21 protein-coding genes are annotated in these 21,069 nt (G+C 42.2%); 10 read left to right on the forward strand and 11 right to left on the reverse strand.

Features of this window, described 5'->3' with window-relative positions:
- Window positions 1-71: 71 nt before the first annotated feature.
- Genes BLV00_RS01345 through BLV00_RS01355 form a run of 3 tightly spaced genes read right to left on the reverse strand, consistent with a single transcriptional unit; the run spans window position 72 to window position 1,203 of the window.
- Complete coding sequence (locus tag BLV00_RS01345) at window positions 72-287, reverse strand: hypothetical protein (RefSeq protein ID WP_093041446.1); 216 nt, start codon at window positions 285-287, stop codon at window positions 72-74.
- A gap of 24 nt (window positions 288-311) precedes the next feature.
- Window positions 312-704 (reverse strand): DUF6220 domain-containing protein, encoded by a 393-nt coding sequence (locus BLV00_RS01350; RefSeq protein WP_093041449.1) that lies wholly within the window; start codon window positions 702-704, stop codon window positions 312-314.
- A 7-nt stretch (window positions 705-711) separates the two neighbouring features.
- Window positions 712-1,203 (reverse strand): DUF2269 family protein, encoded by a 492-nt coding sequence (locus BLV00_RS01355; RefSeq protein WP_093041454.1) that lies wholly within the window; start codon window positions 1,201-1,203, stop codon window positions 712-714.
- Between the two features lie 301 nt (window positions 1,204-1,504).
- Between BLV00_RS01355 and BLV00_RS01360 the strand changes: the two genes are divergently transcribed.
- From BLV00_RS01360 to BLV00_RS01370, 3 genes are all read left to right on the forward strand, one after another.
- Window positions 1,505-2,116: a dihydrofolate reductase family protein gene (locus tag BLV00_RS01360; RefSeq protein ID WP_093041457.1), complete on the forward strand. Its 612-nt coding sequence runs from the start codon at window positions 1,505-1,507 to the stop codon at window positions 2,114-2,116.
- A 270-nt stretch (window positions 2,117-2,386) separates the two neighbouring features.
- Window positions 2,387-3,040: a pyridoxine/pyridoxamine 5'-phosphate oxidase gene (locus tag BLV00_RS01365; RefSeq protein WP_093041460.1), complete on the forward strand. Its 654-nt coding sequence runs from the start codon at window positions 2,387-2,389 to the stop codon at window positions 3,038-3,040.
- A gap of 172 nt (window positions 3,041-3,212) precedes the next feature.
- Complete coding sequence (locus BLV00_RS01370; protein WP_176791290.1) at window positions 3,213-3,674, forward strand: GNAT family N-acetyltransferase; 462 nt, start codon at window positions 3,213-3,215, stop codon at window positions 3,672-3,674.
- Window positions 3,675-3,950: 276 nt separating this feature from the next.
- Here BLV00_RS01370 and BLV00_RS01375 read toward each other — a convergent pair whose 3' ends face one another.
- The 4 genes from BLV00_RS01375 to BLV00_RS01390 all read right to left on the reverse strand — a co-directional run bounded on the left by BLV00_RS01375 (window position 3,951) and on the right by BLV00_RS01390 (window position 8,570).
- The gene (locus BLV00_RS01375) at window positions 3,951-4,640 is read right to left on the reverse strand and encodes a response regulator transcription factor (protein WP_093041465.1); all 690 of its coding nucleotides are present in this window, start codon (window positions 4,638-4,640) and stop codon (window positions 3,951-3,953) included.
- Window positions 4,633-6,063 (reverse strand): HAMP domain-containing sensor histidine kinase, encoded by a 1,431-nt coding sequence (locus tag BLV00_RS01380; RefSeq protein ID WP_093041468.1) that lies wholly within the window; start codon window positions 6,061-6,063, stop codon window positions 4,633-4,635. The genes BLV00_RS01375 and BLV00_RS01380 overlap by 8 nt, the downstream gene beginning before the upstream one ends.
- Before the next feature lie 232 nt (window positions 6,064-6,295).
- A complete protein-coding gene (locus BLV00_RS01385; RefSeq protein WP_176791278.1) occupies window positions 6,296-7,879 on the reverse strand; it encodes an FAD-dependent oxidoreductase in 1,584 nt (527 codons plus the stop codon).
- A gap of 289 nt (window positions 7,880-8,168) precedes the next feature.
- Window positions 8,169-8,570 carry a DoxX family protein gene (locus BLV00_RS01390; RefSeq protein WP_093041474.1) on the reverse strand — a complete coding sequence of 134 codons (402 nt, stop codon included), beginning with the start codon at window positions 8,568-8,570 and terminating at the stop codon, window positions 8,169-8,171.
- 443 nt (window positions 8,571-9,013) lie between these two features.
- Between BLV00_RS01390 and BLV00_RS01395 the strand changes: the two genes are divergently transcribed.
- The gene (locus BLV00_RS01395; protein ID WP_093041477.1) at window positions 9,014-9,589 is read left to right on the forward strand and encodes a cysteine hydrolase family protein; all 576 of its coding nucleotides are present in this window, start codon (window positions 9,014-9,016) and stop codon (window positions 9,587-9,589) included.
- An 82-nt stretch (window positions 9,590-9,671) separates the two neighbouring features.
- On the opposite strand, the gene BLV00_RS01400 is transcribed toward BLV00_RS01395, so the two are convergent.
- The gene (locus BLV00_RS01400; RefSeq protein WP_281242960.1) at window positions 9,672-11,198 is read right to left on the reverse strand and encodes a glycine betaine uptake BCCT transporter; all 1,527 of its coding nucleotides are present in this window, start codon (window positions 11,196-11,198) and stop codon (window positions 9,672-9,674) included.
- Between the two features lie 221 nt (window positions 11,199-11,419).
- On the opposite strand from BLV00_RS01400, the gene BLV00_RS01405 reads away from it, so the two are divergent.
- Together BLV00_RS01405 and BLV00_RS01410 are read left to right on the forward strand one after the other, a co-directional pair.
- Window positions 11,420-11,965 (forward strand): flavodoxin family protein, encoded by a 546-nt coding sequence (locus BLV00_RS01405; RefSeq protein WP_093041482.1) that lies wholly within the window; start codon window positions 11,420-11,422, stop codon window positions 11,963-11,965.
- Between the two features lie 231 nt (window positions 11,966-12,196).
- Window positions 12,197-13,054, forward strand: a complete 858-nt coding sequence (locus BLV00_RS01410) for a manganese catalase (RefSeq protein WP_093041485.1) — start codon at window positions 12,197-12,199, stop codon at window positions 13,052-13,054.
- Between the two features lie 149 nt (window positions 13,055-13,203).
- Here BLV00_RS01410 and cudC read toward each other — a convergent pair whose 3' ends face one another.
- A complete protein-coding gene (cudC, locus tag BLV00_RS01415; protein ID WP_093041488.1) occupies window positions 13,204-13,782 on the reverse strand; it encodes a choline uptake/conversion transcriptional regulator CudC in 579 nt (192 codons plus the stop codon).
- Window positions 13,783-13,986: 204 nt separating this feature from the next.
- Here cudC and betB point away from each other — a divergent pair, with 204 nt between their 5' ends.
- The 3 genes from betB (at window position 13,987) to BLV00_RS22140 (ending at window position 17,641) form a co-directional block, all read left to right on the forward strand.
- Window positions 13,987-15,453 (forward strand): betaine-aldehyde dehydrogenase, encoded by a 1,467-nt coding sequence (gene betB, locus BLV00_RS01420; RefSeq protein WP_093041491.1) that lies wholly within the window; start codon window positions 13,987-13,989, stop codon window positions 15,451-15,453.
- Between the two features lie 104 nt (window positions 15,454-15,557).
- Complete coding sequence (gene betA / locus BLV00_RS01425) at window positions 15,558-17,243, forward strand: choline dehydrogenase (RefSeq protein ID WP_093041494.1); 1,686 nt, start codon at window positions 15,558-15,560, stop codon at window positions 17,241-17,243.
- Between the two features lie 194 nt (window positions 17,244-17,437).
- On the forward strand, window positions 17,438-17,641 hold the full coding sequence (locus BLV00_RS22140; protein WP_218131874.1) for a hypothetical protein: 204 nt from the start codon (window positions 17,438-17,440) through the stop codon (window positions 17,639-17,641).
- Between the two features lie 54 nt (window positions 17,642-17,695).
- Here the strand turns inward: BLV00_RS22140 and BLV00_RS01430 are convergent, their stop codons facing one another.
- Window positions 17,696-17,878: a hypothetical protein gene (locus tag BLV00_RS01430; protein WP_093041497.1), complete on the reverse strand. Its 183-nt coding sequence runs from the start codon at window positions 17,876-17,878 to the stop codon at window positions 17,696-17,698.
- 293 nt (window positions 17,879-18,171) lie between these two features.
- Window positions 18,172-19,059, reverse strand: a complete 888-nt coding sequence (locus tag BLV00_RS01435) for a glycine betaine ABC transporter substrate-binding protein (RefSeq protein ID WP_093041499.1) — start codon at window positions 19,057-19,059, stop codon at window positions 18,172-18,174.
- 783 nt (window positions 19,060-19,842) lie between these two features.
- On the opposite strand from BLV00_RS01435, the gene BLV00_RS01440 reads away from it, so the two are divergent.
- On the forward strand, window positions 19,843-21,030 hold the full coding sequence (locus BLV00_RS01440; protein ID WP_245728744.1) for an MFS transporter: 1,188 nt from the start codon (window positions 19,843-19,845) through the stop codon (window positions 21,028-21,030).
- Window positions 21,031-21,069 lie beyond the last annotated feature (39 nt).

The following is a 21,069-nucleotide window of genomic DNA, read 5'->3' on the forward strand; positions in this document are numbered from 1 at the left end:
ATGTACAAAAATCGGTGCCTGATCCCCATGCCGCTAATGCTTTAGCGTACTGGGAGTCAGGCACCAGATGACTATTTATCTTTTTTTAATATGGTTAAAATCTCGTTATATTGGTCAATGGTAATGTCTCCACTTGCAAGACGGCGATCCAGGATCCTTACAGCATGATCAACGGAATGATCGTCTCTTTTATAGCTTCGCTTCCAAATGATTAACGTAGTGACGAACATACCAATTAATAATAAGAAGAAAAAGAAACCAAAGGGAGGAAAATGTCCCCAATACATCGCAAATCACTCCTTTCGAATTTTTTAAGCACGAACAAGCTTAACTGCCGTCATTACCGTAACCAGTGACCTCCAAAATAGGATTAACGCAATGACGGGGTGCAAGACAGCTAAATATGGCAGGGAATCAGCGAAGGTTACGGTGATATATTGCAGCACGATCATGATGTATAAGCCTGCTGACTGCCACCTTAGCCACTTTGGCATGCTGCCAAAGAAAGACAGGATAAGCAGTAGCAGTGGAATGAACTCAAACACATGAATAAAAGTAGAGTGCGTTTCCCACATGCTATATTCTACGAATAAACCAGCACCTGCTAACAGGACTTGAATGATAATACATACAAAAAACAGCATAGCAAGTAAGGCAAACATCCCTTGGATCACTCGAGTTCTGGTTCGTACGATATTATCCATACACTGATCAACCTCCTGATTTTTTCTTCCCCCATGGTTTGTAGACGGATAAACCATAAATAAGGATAAGGGAGACCAATTGAATCGTAAGTCCAATCCAAAGGTCCACTTGTAAGGCTGCTGGATAAATGGCGTCCTGTGTGTTGTTGATTTGCTGTAATGCACGGTTTGTCCAGGCAGACATCCCCCAAATATTAACTGTGAAAAGAATAAGAGACAAGACTTCTTTGGCAATAATCCAGTAAAACTTGAATAACCCCCATGGTGTCATCATAGACAGCAGTATACCGGTGATGATGGTGGCGAATGTCGAGCCTCTTACGATGGTTGTAGAGATCAGGTGCATCACCTCGTAATTCCGTTGCATAACCTGTGCATCATCCGTTGCGGAAATGCCTCCACTTAACAAAATCAACGTTATGGTCGCCCCAAACATAATTGCCGCGAAAAGAAGGTGGATCGTTACCAAGCCTTTTTTCGTATTTCTCGATAATTTCACACTGGAAGTTTCACTCCTTTCTATATTTCTTAGGTTTAAATGTACCAGGAAGGTATAAATAGACGATGTCCTGTTTATAAACATTTTCTAAACAAATCGGTTAGAAAAAGACCACTTGCCTTTACTAGGAATATAAGTAGTGGTTCCTGGGTTAGGGAACTTTCTGGAATAATAGGGTACTATATTAAACGACAAAAAGAAGCATTTAGTTGTTAAAAGAAGGGTATTTGAGCAATCGAAAAGAAACCCTTCTTAGCCGTATATGTTAAGTTTAAAGAAACAATTAGAGAGGAGTGTGACAGTGGGAAAAGTTATTTTAGACATGTCCATGTCACTGGACGGCTTTATCGCTAGTCCCAAGGATAACCGTAAGCAGGGTCTTGGTGAGGGTGGCGAGATTTTGCACGAATGGTTATTTAATGGGGAAAGACCTAGTGAATTTAACGACTTTTTTAAGCTTTCTATAATTAATAGGGAAGTTTTTGATAAATCTTTTGGAACTATAGGGGCAATTGTAGCAGGCAGGCGAACGTACGATCTTACATGTGGCTGGGGAGGCAGCCATCCCATTCACGGAATTCCGGTATTTATACCCACTCATGATGCGCCTAAAGAGGTCCCTGAAGGAGAAACCACATTCACCTTCGTTAGCGACGGTATGGAGAGTGTTGTTGAACAAGCTAAAACAGCCGCGGATGACAAGGATGTCCAAGTGATGGGTGGAGCGAATACTGCTCAACAGTGTATGAAAGCCAACCTAGTCGACGAAATCCTGATTCACTTGGTACCCGTTCTACTTGGTAAAGGCATCCGACTGTTTGATTCTCTCGGTCCAGAAAAAATTCATCTGGAGAAGGTAGACGTGACAGAAGCCTCTGATGTAACCCACCTTAGATATCGAATTTTAAAGTAGTACTTATACATAGGAGTATTGTTATTCAGGAAAGGGGCGATTATTCAATTAGGATAGTCGTCTTTCCTTTTTATAGAATTGGGAAGAATGGTGGAAGACTTAGTTTCGAGATAACCTGTGATTATACAGAGGTAAGTGATCTGATAATGTAGCTTTTTGATATTTTACTATTGATCTAAATTCCGTTGTTTTATTTACATTCGTTTTTACTACGGTATATGTTACCCGCCGGATTTCGATATAACCATTCATAAGGAGCTGTTCAATACTATGAATCACGTCAGGAACAAAATCCAAAACAGTAAAACACTCTTAGGTCCTTTCCCAACATTTGAAGTACAAGAGACTCCTTATTCTCCCTGCGAATTATTCTTAAAATGGTTTCAAGTTGCATTGGAACATGATATTCATGAACCTCATGCAATGACTCTTTCTACAGTAGATAAAGAAGGCAAGCCTGATTCGAGAGTACTTATACTTAAAGATGTGGATGAAGAAGGCTGGTACTTTGCTACTAGTACTAATAGTGAAAAAGGTAAACAATTAAGGACTAACTCTAATGTTTCCTTGAACTTTTATTGGGCATTAATTGGTCGGCAAATTAGGATACGTGGTAATGCTATAAAGATGGATAAAGAAACAAACGTTAAGGACTTTTTGAACCGTGGAAAGGTAGCACGTGCTATTTCTTTAATAGGTAAACAAAGCTCAATTTTAGAAAAACAAAGTGACTTTGAGGAGGCTCTGTCAGATCAACTGTCTAATTTGGAAGATAATCCTGTTGAAGCTTCTGATTCTTGGACCCTTTACAAAGTTAGGGCTAATGAGGTTGAATTTTGGCAAGCAGATGAAAAGAGACAGCATGTTAGATTAAAGTATTTCTTGGAAAGTGACCATTGGATAAAAAAACTATTGTGGGCATAATCAATAATACTCTACATTTGATTTTTAGTTATATTATCCAATGAATTGTGTACTGAAAAGGGGCTTCTCCAAAGTAAGATGCGTTCGATTTTCATAATAATTTAAGGGATAACATGAAATACGTTTACCAAAACTAGTAAACTACAAAGGGGAAATTTTGGTGAGCAATATAATGCTTCGAAACGTAATGGAAGATGATCTTCCGGTTTTCTTCAAACCCCAACAGCATCGGGATGCAAATCATATGGCGGCATTTACAAGTAAGGACCCTGGGGATTGGAATAGCTTCTTAACCCACTGGAATAAAATTCTGGCGGATGAAGAAATCATCAAGCAAACAATCACTGTTCAAAATAATGTTGCTGGAAATATTTTATGTTTCGAGCAGTTCGGCGTACCAGGGGTTAGTTACTGGATAGGAAAAGAGTATTGGGGCAAAGGCATCGCTACTAATGCTTTAAGGGAATTTTTAAAACACGTTACCATTCGTCCACTTTATGCTCGTGCTGCCAAGGACAACATTAGGTCACTCAAGACACTGGAGAAATGCGGTTTTACAATCTCCGGGGAAGACATTGGGTTTTCTAACGCACGTGGTGAAGATGTAGTAGAATTTGTTCTTATACTTGACTAAAGATTATTTGCATGACATTTAATTACGTGAGTCTTGGTTATAAAAAAGCTTGTTAGAAATTAAATTTTTTTTGAAATACCAAAAGGGGAAGGAGATATTGTAATTGAAAATTAAACCTATCAATAAAAATCCTTAGACTTACATAATGCAGGTAAAATACCCTATTCTACAATCGGGGGCATAAAATCCTTAAGTATAAAGAGTAATATACTTTCATGGGGTGATCTGTTGTTTGATCGGTTTATGGGGAAACATGGACTTTATGCCCTAAGGGCCTTAACTGTTAAATCGATAGCCTGAGCCCCATACGGTCCTAATATATTGAGGATCTGTGCTGTCTTTTTCAATTTTCTTTCGGATCTTTTTAATATGAACGGTAACAGTCGAATTGTCTCCCATGGCATCCAACCCCCATATCTTTTCAAACAGGTGCTCTTTCGAAAAAACCTGGTTGGGATGGGTAGCCATAAATTGCAACAAGTCGAACTCTTTTGTTGTAAACGGTATTTCTTTTCCATCGACAAATACTTGTCTTGAGGAAGGATTGATTTCTAAACTCCCTATGTGAAGTACTCCAGGCGGCTTTTCGTGCTGGACTAATCGTTCATATCTGGCCAGGTGAGCTTTAACCCTGGCTACTAATTCCGTAGGGCTGAAGGGTTTGACAATAAAATCATCAGCCCCAAGCCCGAATCCTCGTACCTTATCCATGTCCTCATGTTTGGCTGTTACCATCAGAACCGGTATGTCGGTTTCCTGGCGTATCTCTTTGCATAACTCGAATCCGTTGATCGAAGGCAGCATGATATCCAATAATATTAGATCATAATGGTTGTTTCGGAGTGTCTCCCGTGTGTCTTTTCCATCCGGGATGATCGTGACTTCATAGTTCTCTATTTCCAGAAAGTCTCTTTCTAATTCTGCAATGGTCTGGTCATCTTCGATAATTAAAATCTTTCTACTCATACCAATCACCTGATTCGTTAGATTTCTGCAGGGTAAAGTGAATACGGAGCCCGCCATCCGGGACGTTTTCTGCCCAAATGCTGCCCCCATGGGCTTCGATAATTTGGGCTGCGATCGATAGACCAAGTCCACTTCCGCCTTTATGTCGTGATGATTCCCCTTGATAAAAACTTGAAAAAATGTCCTCTAATCTCTCCTCCTGCATGCCAGGCCCACTATCCGTTATCATGATTTCCATTTCTTTTTGGCGGTTCTTTGTGGAAACCTGTAATTCGTTTTGATCATTTTCCATGTGCTTTATGCTATTGGAGATGATATTTTCCAACACGCGAACCAGTTTATCCCGATCAACTCGTACAGGTGAATCGATATCGTCGGTAGTTAAGGTTACTTGAATATGATCTTCTTCCAGGCTGCCCTGGATGTCATCGAGATAATCCTGCATGAATTCATTTATGTTTACTTCTTCAAAATGAAAAGGTAACTTGTTCAAGTCCAGTTTGGAATAAAGGAATAATTCGTCAATTAATCGGTTCATGTAATTTGCCTTGGTGGAGATGATGTCAAGATAACGCCTTTGTTTATCAGGGGTGTTTGCTACTCCGACCTGGATTCCTTCTACGTAGCCCAAAATGGAAGTCATCGGTGTTTTTAAATCATGGGAAATGTTCGCGATTAACTTTTTTCGATTATTTTCGTACCGGTCTCGCATTTCAATCGATTCTTTCAGCTGCTCCCGCATCTCATCGAATGATTGCACGAGCTGCCCTAATTCATCCTTACTTACAGGCTTCATCGAAAAGTCCAACGAACCCTGCTTGATTTTAGCTGAAGCTTCAGACAGTTGCTTAATGGGCTGCAAAATACTTTTAGACGTAAAGTAAGAGAGCAGCACATTCGTGATGATCAACAGGAGAATTAAACTAATAAAAATAATTGGGAATAAGGCACGGGCCGAATTAACAAAGGAGCCTTTCCTATCCAACAGTATAATAGAACCTTCACTGCCATCATCAAAATAAAAGTCGTGCTGGTGAACAGCGTATTGCTTTCCATCCAGCCAGGCTACAGGATCATAGCCTTCATTCCCGAAGGTGGGTAATTCTTCTTTTTGAAGGGGAGTATCTGTGTGGTACAAAACTTCCTGCTTTTTAAGGACAATGAATTCTAAGGTGGGCTTGTTTATCTGATTCGATATGTTATCCATGTATTCCTGGTCGTATAGCTTGTCTTGTTCCAGGGAAGCTATTCTTATTAGATTGCTGAATACCTCGGGATCCTGTGTCCCCTGTGGTCCCCAGCTCCTGAAATGCTGATTTCCGCCCAGGACCATATTCAACAAGATGATGATGATAAATATAATGACAACTGGAAACAGAACCATCGCTGCATTTGAGAAAAAAAGACGTCTGCGAATCGACATTCGTAATCTCCTTCGTAAAATAGTTATTGTGACTATATAATGTTTATATTAAAAGAGTCTTAGGATTTTATAAAATAAAAAAAAGTGGCCCTGCCCATTTTAAAAATCCGGTGAACAGGGGAATAAGGGAAGTTATAAAGAGACTTTGACGTATTTAGTGTTTAAAAAGGAGTGGATCAGACTTTCAAGAAAGTTCCTCGGTAAACTTGGTAATTTTTATTTAAACACCAAATTAATGTACAAAAAACAATCGGTTAAATACCTCTTGGATAAGTTCAGTTGGATGTTCTGTCATCTGCTGTGACCTCCAGGCAATAAAGCCATCAGGGCGTATGAGTACTGCTCCTCCCATACCAATGCCATAGGTTTCGCTAAAACAATTGCTATTATCCTTTAATTCTTCTATTTGCCCAATTCTATAGCATCTTACATGCTTAGCCCACTTGGATTGCTGGATTGCTTTCTCCCAATTTTCACCACTTTCCCCAATAAGGACAACCCACTGATCCAATAATAAATCAATGGTTGAAACATTATGCCCGTTAACCTCCAGGTTCAGGTGAGGCGCTCGTGTTCCAGGTCGGGCTGAGGGAGTATTTGCATCCTCAAATACTTTCTGATCGGATTGCCCGGCTTCAGGAATGAGACAGCCGGTTTGATAACTATACCCAAATACTACATCATTGTCTGGAATGATTTTCTCTACAGGAGGAAGCTTGTTATTTGGGTCTTTAAACCAGGCTTGAAGGCGTGCGAGGGCTTGCTGCAACGTATGGTAGGCAATTGGTTTTCGTTCTTGTTCATACGTATATAGTAATTCTGCTCCTGCTGTTCCTCTGATAACAGCTTCAAGCTTCCAAGCAAGATTATAAGCATCGTGAATACCAGTATTGCCACCAAAGCCGCCAGTCGGAGGAATGACATGAGCAGCATCCCCTATAAAAAAGACCCTTCCACTTCCAAAACTGTGGGTAATAAATGCTGCCGCTTCCCAAAGTCTTATATCGACAATGTTTACTGTCACATTTCGTCCCATTCCTCTTGTAATTAATTCCTTGCATCGTTTCTCGGTATAGTCACCTGGTTCTTCTCCCTTTTGAGGAAAATACTGGACAGACATCGACCAGCGTTTTGCACCTTCTCTGGGCACTAAGGTACCATTAATATCCTCAAGCATGGAGGCAGTAAAATGGTATCCATTTATTGTAGGTAGTGCATCTGTATCAAAAATGACATTTAACCAATTCTGAAGGATCCCAGGTCCCTGACGGATTACTCCTAATCTTTCTCTTGTTTTTCCATTTATTCCATCAGCTGCTATGGCATAGGAAGCATGGATTTCCGATGATTGTCCGGTAGTACGATTTTTAGTTACTACTTTAACTTTATCTGTTCCTTGCTTTATATCCGTAGCCTCCGTATTAAATCTGATATCCGCTCCCAGTTTTTCTGCTTTCTCCTTTAATATCGGTTCTAGTCGGTCCTGTTCACAATCAGCAGGGCGTGTCGGACTAAACGAAGTCGTATCGTTTTGTTCGATTTTCATAATTTTAAAATTCTCATCTGCCAGGTTTTTAGCCATAACTACATTATTGGATGCTTGTCTGGGCCGTTGCTCCCTAATTTCGTCTTCAATTCCTACATTACGATACAATTCCATTGACCGTGCAGAAATCCCGCTGAACTTATATTGAATGGAAGTCGTTTCATGTCTTTCGATTACTATACAGTCTATATTGCGATGGGCTAAAAATAATGCTGCTGATAATCCACTTAATCCCCCGCCAATGATGAGTACCGAAGTTTCTGTTTTCATCATACATCCTCCTTTTACTATTTTTTTTGGCGTCCATTCCAACATAAACTAAAATGATAAACGCTCTCTAAAGTAAATCTTAATTATTTCTTAATTGATGGTCCGAAGGGGTCTCAAAAGCTGAAAAATCAGTTTAATCATTTTTTGATGGTGGCATACCAGCAATAAGTTTGGTAGCGAATCTAAAAAATAGAGTAACGTGAAGATGCCTGACCCCCACCGCGCTAAAACTCTAGCATGATGGGATTCAGGCACCGTTTTTTTGGTTTTTCTACCTATATTATTTTAATCAAACAGGTATTTTGCTGTTAATGATCGCCTTATCACTCGAAGTACCGAACTGTTGTTTTTTGTGATAGAAGAAATAGGAACCGAATAATAGCATGTAAAAGATCAAGAAAGAACTTACAGGATCTCCCACAGCCAGAGTCGAGTACATAGCTCCCGTGATATCAATTGCAAACCCGGCGTACGCCCATTCTGTAATTCGAGGAAAACCAGGAACCAATATCGCAATCACACCAAGTAATTTGGCAACTCCAATAAATGGGATTAGGTAGGCAGGGTAACCTAAGTGGTCGAATAGAGTGACTGCATCGGGATGAGAAAGAATATTAGTAATAGCACTAAAAAGCATCAATGCTGTCAGAAGACCTGTGGAAATCCAATAAGTAATTGAAATTTTTTTCATGTTTTCTTTCCTCCTTTCGTTTACTTCGTTATAAAGCCTATCATTTATAATTGTGTAAAGTTTCTTCTGAATTGCTGAATTTTCAAAAAAATAACCTTGATTTAGATAAGCTTGAATGAAGGTGCCTGCCCTCACCGCTAATACTTTAGCATGCTGGGGGGCAGATACCATGCTTTGGAATTGGCCGCTCGAAAAGTATGGAAGAAATGTGTAAATTGCATTTCCTTTTGATTACATCAGGGGTTTTGAGCAAATTTTTTGTTAGACTAGAACTGTAGCACAAGCTGCCTACCCAAACGCCCGCCCCCTGGCGTTTGGGAAATAACTTTCCAACATGAGCAGGGACGCAAACACAGTAGTGTTTGCGTCTTTTTTTGCGGCTTAAAAGTGTCTTTACATATATAAATACATGTGTAAAACTATACCTGAGAGGAGGATGTGGTATGAATAGGTGCTTACTTGTGATTGATTATACGAATGATTTTGTGGCGGATGATGGTGCGTTAACGTGTGGAAAGCCGGGTCAGGATATTGAACCGGACTTGCGATCGTTCGTGAAAAAGTGGGTAGAGGACAACGAACCTGTTGTTTTTGCGGTGGATCTTCATCACCAGGACGATCAGTATCATCCCGAACACAAACTTTTTCCTCCCCATAACGTTGAAGGGACCGATGGCAGGAAGCTGTATGGTTCGCTTCAGGAGTATTATGAAGAAAACCAAGCCTTGGATCATGTAAGATGGATGGATAAAACGCGCTATAGTGCGTTTGCCGGCACGGACCTGGACCTTTATTTAAAAGAAAGAGGGATCAATGAACTTCATCTTACTGGTGTCTGCACGGATATTTGTGTACTCCATACAGCTATGGATGCTTATAACTTAGGATATTCCATCGTGATTGATGAGCGTGCTGTTGCGAGTTTTAATGAAGCGGGGCATAAGTGGGCGCTTGGCCATTTTGAAAATGTCCTCGGTGCCAAAGTCACAAAAAACAACGAACGAGCTGAAAAAGCTTGACTTGGATAAGATGAATCACCCTTTAGAAAAGCGCTGACCGCCAGTGCGTTAATGTTTTAGCCCACTGGCGGTCCGGCACCTTTTATTTAGTTTTTTTCTTATTCGGCGGGTGGAAGCGTCCAACACCTAATTCTCTTCCCTCTTTATATATAGCCTTGACGAAGCTGATTACCATTAACAGCATGATAATCGAGAAAGGCAAAGCCGCAATAATCATCGTGTTCTGCAAGGCTTGCAGTCCACCTGTATAAAGAAGAGCAAGTGCAGTAGCCGATAGCAAGACTCCCCATGTCAGTTTAATCGTATTACCAGGATGTTCAGAACCTCCGGTTGTCATCATACCTAAAACGAATGTTCCTGAATCAGCTGAGGTAATGAAAAAGGTGCCAATCAGGGTCATTGCTACAATGGAAGCAATCATGCCTAATGGAATATTGGAAAAAACACCGAAAAGTGACTCTTCTGTCGCCAGGGAGGAAATGGTGTCAACCGCATTATGCTCCAGCGAGATTGCGGCACCTCCGAAGGTTGCAAACCATAAAAAGCCGATTACTGATGGGACGACCAAAACCGTAAATACAAATTCCCTGATACTACGGCCACGGGACACCCTCGCGATGAATACGCCGACGAACGGAGACCAGGCAATCCACCAGGCCCAATAAAAAATCGTCCAATTATTGATCCACTCCCGTGTTTCTTCATTCAATGGCGCAATGCGAAAACTCATAGAGGGAAGGTTTTGTAAATATGCTCCGATCGAGCTTGTAAATAAGTTCAAAATAAATAAAGTCGGACCTACGCTGAAAACAAGCAGGAACAAAAGACCTGCCAATCCCATGTTGACATTGCTGAGTATTCTGATCCCTTTTCCCAGACCGGTCCATGCCGATATCATAAATAATACCGTTACGACGGCGACAATGATGAACTGCACAAAAATGCCTGTTGGGATATTAAATAGATAGGACAAGCCTCCATTAATCTGTACAGCTCCAAAGCCAAGAGTGGTCGCAACGCCAATGACTGTGGCAATAACTGCGAGGATATCGATGATTTTCCCAATCACTCCATCTGCTTTATCCCCAATGATGGGTTTCAACGTGGCACTAATCAGTCCTGCATGTCCATGGCGGAAATTGAAGTAAGCTAACACAAGGGCCACTATCCCATAAATCGCCCAAGCATGAATCCCCCAGTGGAAGAAGGTGTACTGCATTGCATCTTTGATTGCTTGATCTGTCCCCGTTTCCCCGGTTGGCGAATTGATCGCATAGTGACTGATTGGTTCTGCAGTTCCCCAAAAGACAATCCCAATCCCCATACCCGCGCTGAATAACATGGCAATCCATGTCGGCCTGGAAAACTCGGGTTTCTCGTCTGCTTTTCCCAGTTTTATTCTTCCTAATGGCGTCACCAAAAAAGCCAGGCATATGAGTACGAAGAATGTTACAGCAATTAAGTAATACCATCCTAGTTTGTTAGAAATGAACGCCTGTACATTTCCTGTTGCCTTTTCTAATCCATCTGGCCATACCACACCAATGACCACGAGCACGAGCATAATGCCTACCGATATTTTAAAAACCGTTGTGAATTTTTCCTTCACGGTTGAGTCCCCTTCCATTTTAGAAGATAGTTATATTATCTTGAGAGAAACCCGTTCTTATTCTTTCTATTCGGTTTTTAGTTTCGGTCCAGTCCCCCGGGCATTAGCTCAATGGGGGGGGCAGGCAGCTTTTCATTTTTATATACGTGACAACATAGTTATAGTATTGTTTGATTACTGGCTTGTTGAAAAAAACGAATGATTGATATGAGGTGATTTAAATGAAGGTTGGCGTAATATATGGGAGTACAAGAGAAAACGGAAATACAGAGCTGTTATCAGAAGAAGTCGTAAAAAACTTACCAGATGTCATTAGAATGGATCTTAAAAGGTATCATTATCATGATATTATTGATCAAAGACATGACAAAAATGGATTTTCTCCCGTGGATGATGAGTACGATCAGCTCATTGACCAAATCATTGATTGTGAGGTTTTAATTTTTGCTACACCAATTTATTGGTATGGCATGAGCAGTGTGATGAAACGCTTTATCGATCGCTGGTCGCAAACGGTAAGAGATGAAAAATACCCGGATTTCAAAGAACAAATGAGTCAGAAACAAGCATATATTATTGCGGTCGGAGGAGATGAGCCTCGTGTGAAAGGTCTCCCGCTTGTCCAACAGTTCAAGTACATCTGCGAATTTATCGGTTTGAATTATAAAGGATATTTATTAGGGGAAGGGGGAAAACCTGGAGAAATTCTTAGCGATAAGACAGCTATAGAGGATGCACATAAGTTAGGAGAATGGATAAAAGGATGAACTTAAACTAGTGCTTTGTTAAACCTTCAGAAGCTAATTGGTTTCTAATGAACCGACTGGCTTCTTTTTATGATCAATATCCATATGATTGGTAAATGTAGAAAGTGCACTTCTTATAAAGTTAAGATTCCCTTAAATGATTATCTTACTTTGGAAATTATTTATACGGGTAGTTAGCTCTTTTTGGCCTACATTAAAAAAGATAATGATTTAATAAAAGGAGCTAACTAAATGTTTTCACATATTAAAGAATTACAATATAATGCAAAGCCTTCCCAGCCTGATGCTGTTTATGCGAAAAAGCTGCAGGAAATTTTAGGAGGGCAATTCGGCGAGATTTCTGTCATGATGCAATATCTTTTCCAGGGATGGAACTGTAGAGGAAACGGTAAATACAGGGACATGCTTCTTGATATTGGTACCGAAGAGATTGCCCATGTTGAGATGATTGCTACGATGATTGCTCAATTACTCGATGGTGCTCCCGCTCATGATCAGGAGCAGGCAGCCCAGGATCCTGTGGTGGAAGCAGTTCTTGGCGGAATGAATCCGCAGCATACGATTGTTAACGGATTAGGCGCGCAGCCCAATGACAGTTCTGGTTATCCATGGAATGCCCGTTACACAATTGCCAGTGGCAACTTGCTTGCTGACTTCCGTGCTAATTTGAATGCAGAAACCCAAGGCAGGCTGCAGGCCGTTCGTTTATATGAGATGACCACCGACCCTGGAGTCAGGGATATGCTTTCTTTCTTAATTGCCAGGGATAAAATGCATCAAAACCAATGGATGGCTGCCATTGAAGAGCTGGAACAGACACAGGGAGCGGTCGTTCCGAGCACGTTTAATCCGGAATATGAAAAGCAGGATGTTGCTTATTCGTTCATGAACTTCTCAGAAGGAGAGGAAAGTAGCACAGGACGCTGGGCTAACGGTCCTTCGATGGATGGAAAAGGCACATTTGAATATGTTCAAGCACCGCAGGCGAATGGCCAGAAGCCAGAGTTGACGCCGGCTCCGGCATTTATTCACGGTACGCCTCCTGGGCAAGCTGAACTCGCACAGGATATGCCCTTGCAAACTAATTAAAAAAGGTGGAAAGCTTGAATCAAATGTGGTTTAAGCTTTCAGTTTAGGGATTTACGGAACCGTTTTTCTATTACGCTTGTTTTAATGTGATGTTGCCTGACCACCCATTGCGCTAATGCTTTAGCGTGCTGGCGGTCAGGCTATTTCAGTTATTTATTGCTGTCAGTTTCTTCTGGATTCGTTTTTTCAATCGGGAGAAATTCAAAGATCTCTCCTGATTCAATGGATTGGGCCAGCTGCTCCAACCAATGACAATAACTCCTATATTCCTCTAATTGCTTTAAATCCTGTTCCGCTCGTTGTTTCAATTCTTCTCCGGTTTCTTCATCCTTCAAGATTTGCACCAGTTTCTCTTTAGCATAATCGATGGCGGTCAGGTTTAATTTGGCTTCTCTTTCCCACTTATCTCCAAAGAATTGGGAAAAATAATGAAAGAAATTTTTCTCCGCCAAAAACAGATCCTTCCGTGTTCCTTTTTTCCAGACTTTCTTCACAATATTGATGTCTTGTAATTTACGAACGGCGGTGCTCATACTCGGTTTGCTCATACCAAGTTCATCTTTCATATCATCAAGGGTCTGGGGATCATGCTTGAAATACAGGGTGGCGTAGAGTCTGCCGATGGATGGGGTGACGCCGTAAAGGTCCATGGTTTCGGCGATCGAGTTAATGACAGCACGTTCTGCCTGTTCCAGCAATTCTTCTGAGTTTTTCTGATTTTCTTCCAATACAATCCCTCTTTCCTATGTTTCGCACTATTCAATTAGTTAAATATAAATTTAACTACTTTAATATTTACTATAACGCAACTTTAAGGAATGTCAAAAGAGAAAAGGAGTGTTGGTTTACAACGAAAATCGAGTATGCTACTATTAATTGTGTTAAATACGTTAAAAATAAATTTAATAAAGTTAATATAAGGAGTGAAAGGCATGAAAAAAATGTTCATTAACGGAGCATGGACGGAAGCTCGTTCCGGAAAAACTAGGGAGATCATCAACCCATTCAATCAGGAAGTTATCGCTACAACAGCGGAAGGGGACGCAGAAGATACGAAACTAGCAATCTCTTCGGCTCGAGAAGCCTTCGATCATGGGGAATGGAGACATACACCAGCTGCTGAACGAGGGGGAAAAGTACTTCAAATCGCTAATTTAATAGAAAGAGATAAGGAAGAACTGGCTGAACTGGAATCTCTTGATACCGGAAAAACAATGGAAGAAAGCCGTGCAGATATGGACGATATTGCAGGAGTTTTTCGTTATTTTGCCGGTTTAGCTGATAAAGACGGTGGAGAAGTGATTGAATCACCAATTCCAAATAGCCAAAGTAAAGTTGTTCGTGAACCGATTGGAGTTTGTGGTCAAATCACACCGTGGAATTATCCGCTGTTACAGGCAGCCTGGAAAATTGCTCCCGCACTTGCGACTGGAAATACAATTGTGATGAAACCGAGTGAAATTACTCCGCTGACTACCATTAAAGTAACAGAATTGATGGAAGAAGCAGGTTTACCAAATGGTGTCGTCAACCTTGTTCTCGGTGAAGGAGCAACGGTTGGTAACGAACTGGCTGTGAGCCATGACGTCGATCTCATTTCTTTCACAGGCGGCATTGATACAGGTAAGAAGATTATGCAGGCAGCAAGCGGCAATGTGAAAAAGATTGCGCTTGAGCTTGGCGGAAAAAATCCTAACATCGTGTTTGCGGATGCTGATTTTGATACGGCCGTTGACCAGGCGTTGAATGCGGCTTTCATCCATGCCGGTCAAGTTTGTTCTGCAGGTGCCAGGTTACTTGTTGAAAATTCCATTCATGATCGTTTTGTCGAAGCACTTGCGGAAAGAGCGAAGCGAATTAAACTAGGCAACGGATTCGATGAGGAAACACAATCCGGGCCGTTAATTTCGGGAGAGCATCGAGCAAAAGTTGAACAATACGTGGAAATCGGAAAAGAAGAAGGAGCGACTGTGTTAGTTGGCGGCTCTCGTCCTGAAGATCCTGAACTTCAAAATGGCTTCTTCTACTTGCCTACGATCTTGACCGATTGTCGTTCTGAGATGAGGATCGTGCAGGAGGAGGTATTCGGTCCCGTTTTAACGGTCGAACGGTTTGAAAATGAAAAAGAAGCCGTACGCCTTGCGAACGATACGATTTATGGACTTGCCGGTGCAGTATGGACGACTGATGTTGATAAGGCCGAGCGAGTTGTATCTGAATTACGAATGGGCACCGTCTGGATCAACGACTTTCACCCATATTTTGCCCAGGCTCCATGGGGTGGATATAAGCAGTCTGGAATTGGACGGGAGTTAGGCAAACCTGGATTGGAAGAATACACGGAAACGAAACACGTTTATCGCAATCTCAAGCCAGAGCCACTAAATTGGTTTAAATAAAATTTTATAGAAACTAGAGACATTAATTTATAAAACTGTATGAGGGTTTTGAATGGATGTTTTTTCTATAACCATTCATTCAAAACTATGAGGAGGTCTTTAAGATGAGTGAAAGATATGATTATGTAATTATTGGCGGTGGGAGTGCAGGTTCCGTACTCGGCAACCGCCTTAGTGAAGATGGCAATCGCAGTGTGCTGATCCTGGAGGCAGGACGCAGTGACTATGCATGGGATCTGTTAATTCAAATGCCGGCGGCTTTACCATTCCCATCCGGGAAAAGCTTGTACGACTGGAAATACGAATCGGATCCTGAACCTTATATGGGAGGGAGGCGCATCAAGCATGCCCGGGGAAAGGTGCTCGGTGGTTCGAGTTCCATCAACGGCATGATTTATCAGCGCGGTAATCCCAAGGACTATGAACGCTGGGGCGCCGACTCCGGGATGGAAACGTGGGATTTTGCCCATTGTCTTCCTTATTTTAAACGACTGGAAAATGCATTAGCAGCAGATCCGGATGATGAATACCGTGGACACGATGGTCCGATTAAATTAGAGCGCGGCCCGGCGAAGAATCCTTTATTCCAGGCTTTCTTTAACGCAGCTGTAGAGGCTGGTTACTCCCGCACACCGGATGTCAACGGTTATCGTCAGGAAGGGTTTGGCCCGTTCGATAAGCACGTATACAAAGGTCGACGTATGTCCGCATCCCGTGCCTATTTGCATCCGGTTAAGCATCGTAAAAATCTTACTATTAAAACCCGTGCGTTCGTGAAAGATATCGATATCAACGGTGATCGCGCAGACGGTGTGACCTACCAGCGGAACGGCAAGATGCATCATGTGACTGCAGGGGAAGTGATCCTTGCCGGAGGTGCGATCAATACACCGCAGCTGCTTCAGTTGTCCGGTGTGGGTGACCCGGAACACCTTCGCTCCGTTGGCGTGGAGCCGAAAGTGAATCTGCCAGGCGTTGGTGAAAACCTTCAGGATCATTTGGAAACCTATATCCAATACTCTTGTCCACAACCGGTTTCTCAGCAGCCTAACTTGAAACTATCACGTATGCCTTGGATCGGTTTACAGTGGATTCTCGGACGGAAAGGCCCGGCAGCAACCAACCATTTTGAAGGGGGAGGCTTTGTACGTTCCAATGAGACCGTAGATTATCCTAACCTGATGTTCCACTTCCTGCCGGTAGCAGTCCGTTACGATGGGCAAAAAGCGGAAACAGAACATGGATTCCAGGTGCACGTCGGACCGATGTACTCCGATGCACGTGGTTCATTGAAGATTCGCTCGAACAATCCGAAAGAGCACCCGAGTATGGTTTATAACTACCTGTCCACCGAACAGGATAAACGGGAGTGGGTGGAAGCGATCCGGGTTTCCAGAGAGATTATGGCACAGCCCGCCATGAAACCATACAATTCAGGAGAGATTTCCCCTGGACCATCTGTCCAAACAGATGAAGAGATTTTAGATTGGGTGGCAAAAGATGCGGAGACGGCACTGCATCCATCCTGCACGGCCAAAATGGGACCAGAGTCAGACCCTATGGCAGTTGTCGATCCGAAAACGATGAAAGTCCACGGCCTTGACAATGTACGAGTGGTTGATGCCTCTGCCATGCCTTACGTCACTAACGGCAATATCCATGCACCGGTGTTGATGTTAGCGGAAAAGGCAGCAGACTTAATTCTTGAAAAAGATCCGCTCAAGCCGCTTCAAATCGATTATTACCGACATGGTGTGGACCCTGCAGACGCAGGCACAGTTACTGGTTAAGTATGATCTAGGATAAATAGAGCGTTGAATTGCAAAAGCAATTGGACGCTCTTTTTTTATAGTCTAGGAAATTATAATAAATGATGGTTGTGGACAACATTTAGCAGTGAGCCGCATCCGGCTCCGACGCATAGGACGTGGCGTTTTTCAGCGGCCAGCGCCTGTCCCCTTGAGGTCTTAAGTCAATCCTCACTATGATTAGTAAAAATAAGGCTTATCGTTTTATGGCGAAAGCCTTATTTTTACTTATACCTATTAAACTTAATTGGTCTGAAAGTATAAAAAAAGTCACGGCGAGGCTTGACTTAAGCTTATCGGGGGTGAGCAAGGCTCTTGCGCTTTTGTTCCGTTATGTTAAACGTGGTTATTCCCCTGTAAAAGAGAACTTCCATTTATGAAAGTTCTAAGCTTATATAGTGATCTAATTGAAACAAGCACCCCTGGTGAAGGAATTAATGCATTCCTCCAGGACCTCGATACCTATCTTTTTCAATAGCTCTTTCCACTGCTTTTTCTTCCTCGGTTTTTTCGCGATATGGCACATGAAATTTCTTTTTTTGTTTTCGTTTATCCAGAAAAATCATCAAAGCAATAAATAAAACTAAAAACAAACCCCATAAAATAGTTGAAAGCACCCAATTTCTCCTTTGAACAATGGAACGAACGGACATGGTCACTGCTAAAGCTGATAAAAGCAGAGGTGTTCTGAGAATTATGTTAGGAGTACCTAATATTGTTAAAAGTAAATCCTCCTATTATTCAAGTATGTTTAATAAAATAAATCGTTTCATTCTTCTTCCATTATTGTGCCCTTATATCGTTGATCGTGTCTCTATTTCGCTAAAGGAAAAAGCTCCCTCATTGACGTGAAATAATAGCATACAAAAAAGCTAGTCTCTCGAAAATGAGAGACTAGCTTTTACAATCTTTATTTTACCCATTTGTCCACTAATTCCTGGTTTTCTTCGACCCATTTCTTAGCACCATCAATTGGTTCATCGGCATTTTCGACATATTCGATCAGTTCACCGATTTGCTGGTCATTCATCTTCCAATTTTTCATCCATTCGCTGACTTTCGGATAATCTTCGGCAAACCCTTGTCTGGTCGCATGGTGGATTTTTTCCACGCCACCGTATGTTTTCTTTGGATCTTCGAGGAATTTCAGATCATATTTCGAGAAGACCCAGTGAGGACTCCAAAGCGGCGCCACGATTGGTTCTTTATTTTCGATGGCTTTTCCAATCTCAGCTATCATCGCCGGCTCAGAGCTTGGCAGTAGTTCATAATCCAGGTTGTAATCTTTCATTAATTGTTCTGTCACTTCCATCGTACCCGCGCCAGGATCAAAACCGACAATTTCACCCTCAAACTTTTCTTTATGCTTCTTCAGGTCTTCGACACTATTTACTTCTTCTACGTATGTCGGAACGACGAGGCCTACTTTGGCTTTGTCATACCAGGTAGCTTCGGAGAAATTAACCGTATCTTTATATTCCTTCAGATAATTAGCATCCTGGACTGGTAACCAGACTTCCAGACTGGCATCCAGGTCGCCACTTTCTAAAGCTTTCATCGTTGTACCCATGTCCACATTATTTAACTTCACCTTATAATCTTTTTCTTCTAAAATAACCTTCCACATATTTGTCACGGCAATATTTTCAGCCCAGTTAATTTGGCCAATCGTAATTTCTTCATCGCTTGCCTCTGCCTGCTCTTTATCTGATGCTTCATCAGAGCTGCCGCATGCAGTTAAGATAGCACCCACCAACAGTACTAAAATTAAACTAAGTGCTTTTTTCCAACTCTTCATTAAGAAAAACTCCCCTTTGATTAATTTATATTAAATCAAAATATTTCAAACGTTAAAATCGTTTGGAAATATTTTAACATCAACACGAAACAAAAGCTCATTTCTTATTTAGTTACGCACGCCTTCCTGGACGGGATAGTGTTAAGCGTTTAAAAACCCTCCGAAAAGCTGAACTACACCAGACACATAAGAAAATCAATAAGATAGTTTGTTAAATAATTTTTAAACGTTTTTTACATACTTTATGTTAACGTGTTCAGAAAAAATGTCAAGGGGGGGCCGTGATAATATTTCACACAAATGGCTGTTAATGTTGCTATCACAAACATCCTGGTTAAAATTAATGTTTTTCCTGAAAACTTCTTACTAACCATGCTGCTGAAAAAGAGGTATATATGCCGTGTAACAATACCCAGGAGAACCAGAAAATGGTTCCCCTGATCAAAGTGCTGCTTGTGGGTCAGAGGGGGGGGTGTACATTTTTTAGCTTTCTATTACGCTTCTCTTGATAAAGGAATAAAGAAGGCGAGTGAGGAGGAACTGGAGGTACTGGGCGCTTCTTGATGAACAGGTTTCCCCTCACATGGAACAGGCAGAGGGCTACCATGGTCTTAAGCACTTCTGGCACTATTTTGCTTTGGGGGAAAAAGAAATTGGCATGTAAGCGGAAATACGATAGGCTCTAATTAATAGCAGTTTGATAGAAAAGAGGTGAAGTACAATGGAGAAATCTGCATCAACGCTCACACCAGCGAACAAGTTCGAGCCGTGGCGGATGCTGCTGTGGCTTTTGATGGCGCAGATTATGGTCGCGTTCATCGGGCGCAGCCTTGGACCGCTTGGGGTGCTAATAGAAGAGGATCTTTCCTTAACAAAAGCACAAGTCGGACTGCTGCCGTCTGCCCTGTTCCTGGGGCAGGCGGTTGCCTCTATTCCCACTGGTTTTTAGCGGACCGCTTCGGCTCCCGGCCACTGTTGATGGTGATGTCAGTTACATTAGGTGTCAGTTTTTTATTGATGACACTGCAGCATAACTATGGATTGGTATTGCTGTTGATTATGATTGGCGGGATCGGCTATGGCGGGATGCACCCGACCACCAACCGCGGGATCGTCTACTGGCATGTGCAAAAACAAAGAGGGACGGCGATGGGCATCAAGCAGATGGGAATCACTTTCGGGTCGGCCTTAGCTGCCATATTACTGCTACCTCTGGCAGAGACACACGGCTGGAGAATGGTTGTTTTAATCGCTTGTATCGGGCTGATTATTACGGGAGTGATTGCTTACTTTCTCTATCGGGATCCGGTACTGGAGAAGAATAACAATCATTTGAAAGCCAAACCTGGCAGTACCTTCAAGTCGATTGCTGCAATGGCAAAAAACAAAGCATTGCTGTTAATCAGCCTGTGTGCCATGGGAATTAATGGCTCGCAGATGGCATTGAATACATATCTCGTTCTGTTTACCTATGAACAGCTCGGCATCAATCTTGTCTTAGCCGGCCTGCTGCTTGTCATTTCCGAAGTGGGCGGGTCGCTTGGCCGAATTGGCTGGGGTGTGATCAGTGACCGTGTCTTTGGCGGGGAGCGACTGAAGGTGATGGCGATTATTGTGACGATCACGTTGTTTGCAAGTGCCGTGGTGGCATTTTTGCCGTCTGGAACACCGTACGGCCTGCTTGTGCCGTTGTTTTTTGTATTCGGATTTGCCGTGTCCGGCTTCAATGGTATTTGGATGAACCTAGCTTCTGAGCTGGTACCGAAAGAGCAGGCTGGCTTATCAAGCGGGTTCAGCATTACGCTCGGGTCGATGGGGGTCATTTTTCTGCCGCCATTTTTTGGACTCGTCGTCGACCAGACACAGGGGTATACGTTCGGGTGGCTGTTGATCTCATTCCTGATGGTGATTGTCATGGTTTTATTAACCATGCTGAACAAGTTGAAAAAAGAGCAGCAATCCGCTCGATGAACAGGAAAGGAGTTTTTGGGCCATAAAATTCAATCCATC

Origin of the sequence: Thalassobacillus cyri, assembly GCF_900107755.1 — a bacterium.
In the GTDB taxonomy this organism is placed as follows: Bacteria; Bacillota; Bacilli; order Bacillales; family Halobacillaceae; genus Thalassobacillus; species Thalassobacillus cyri.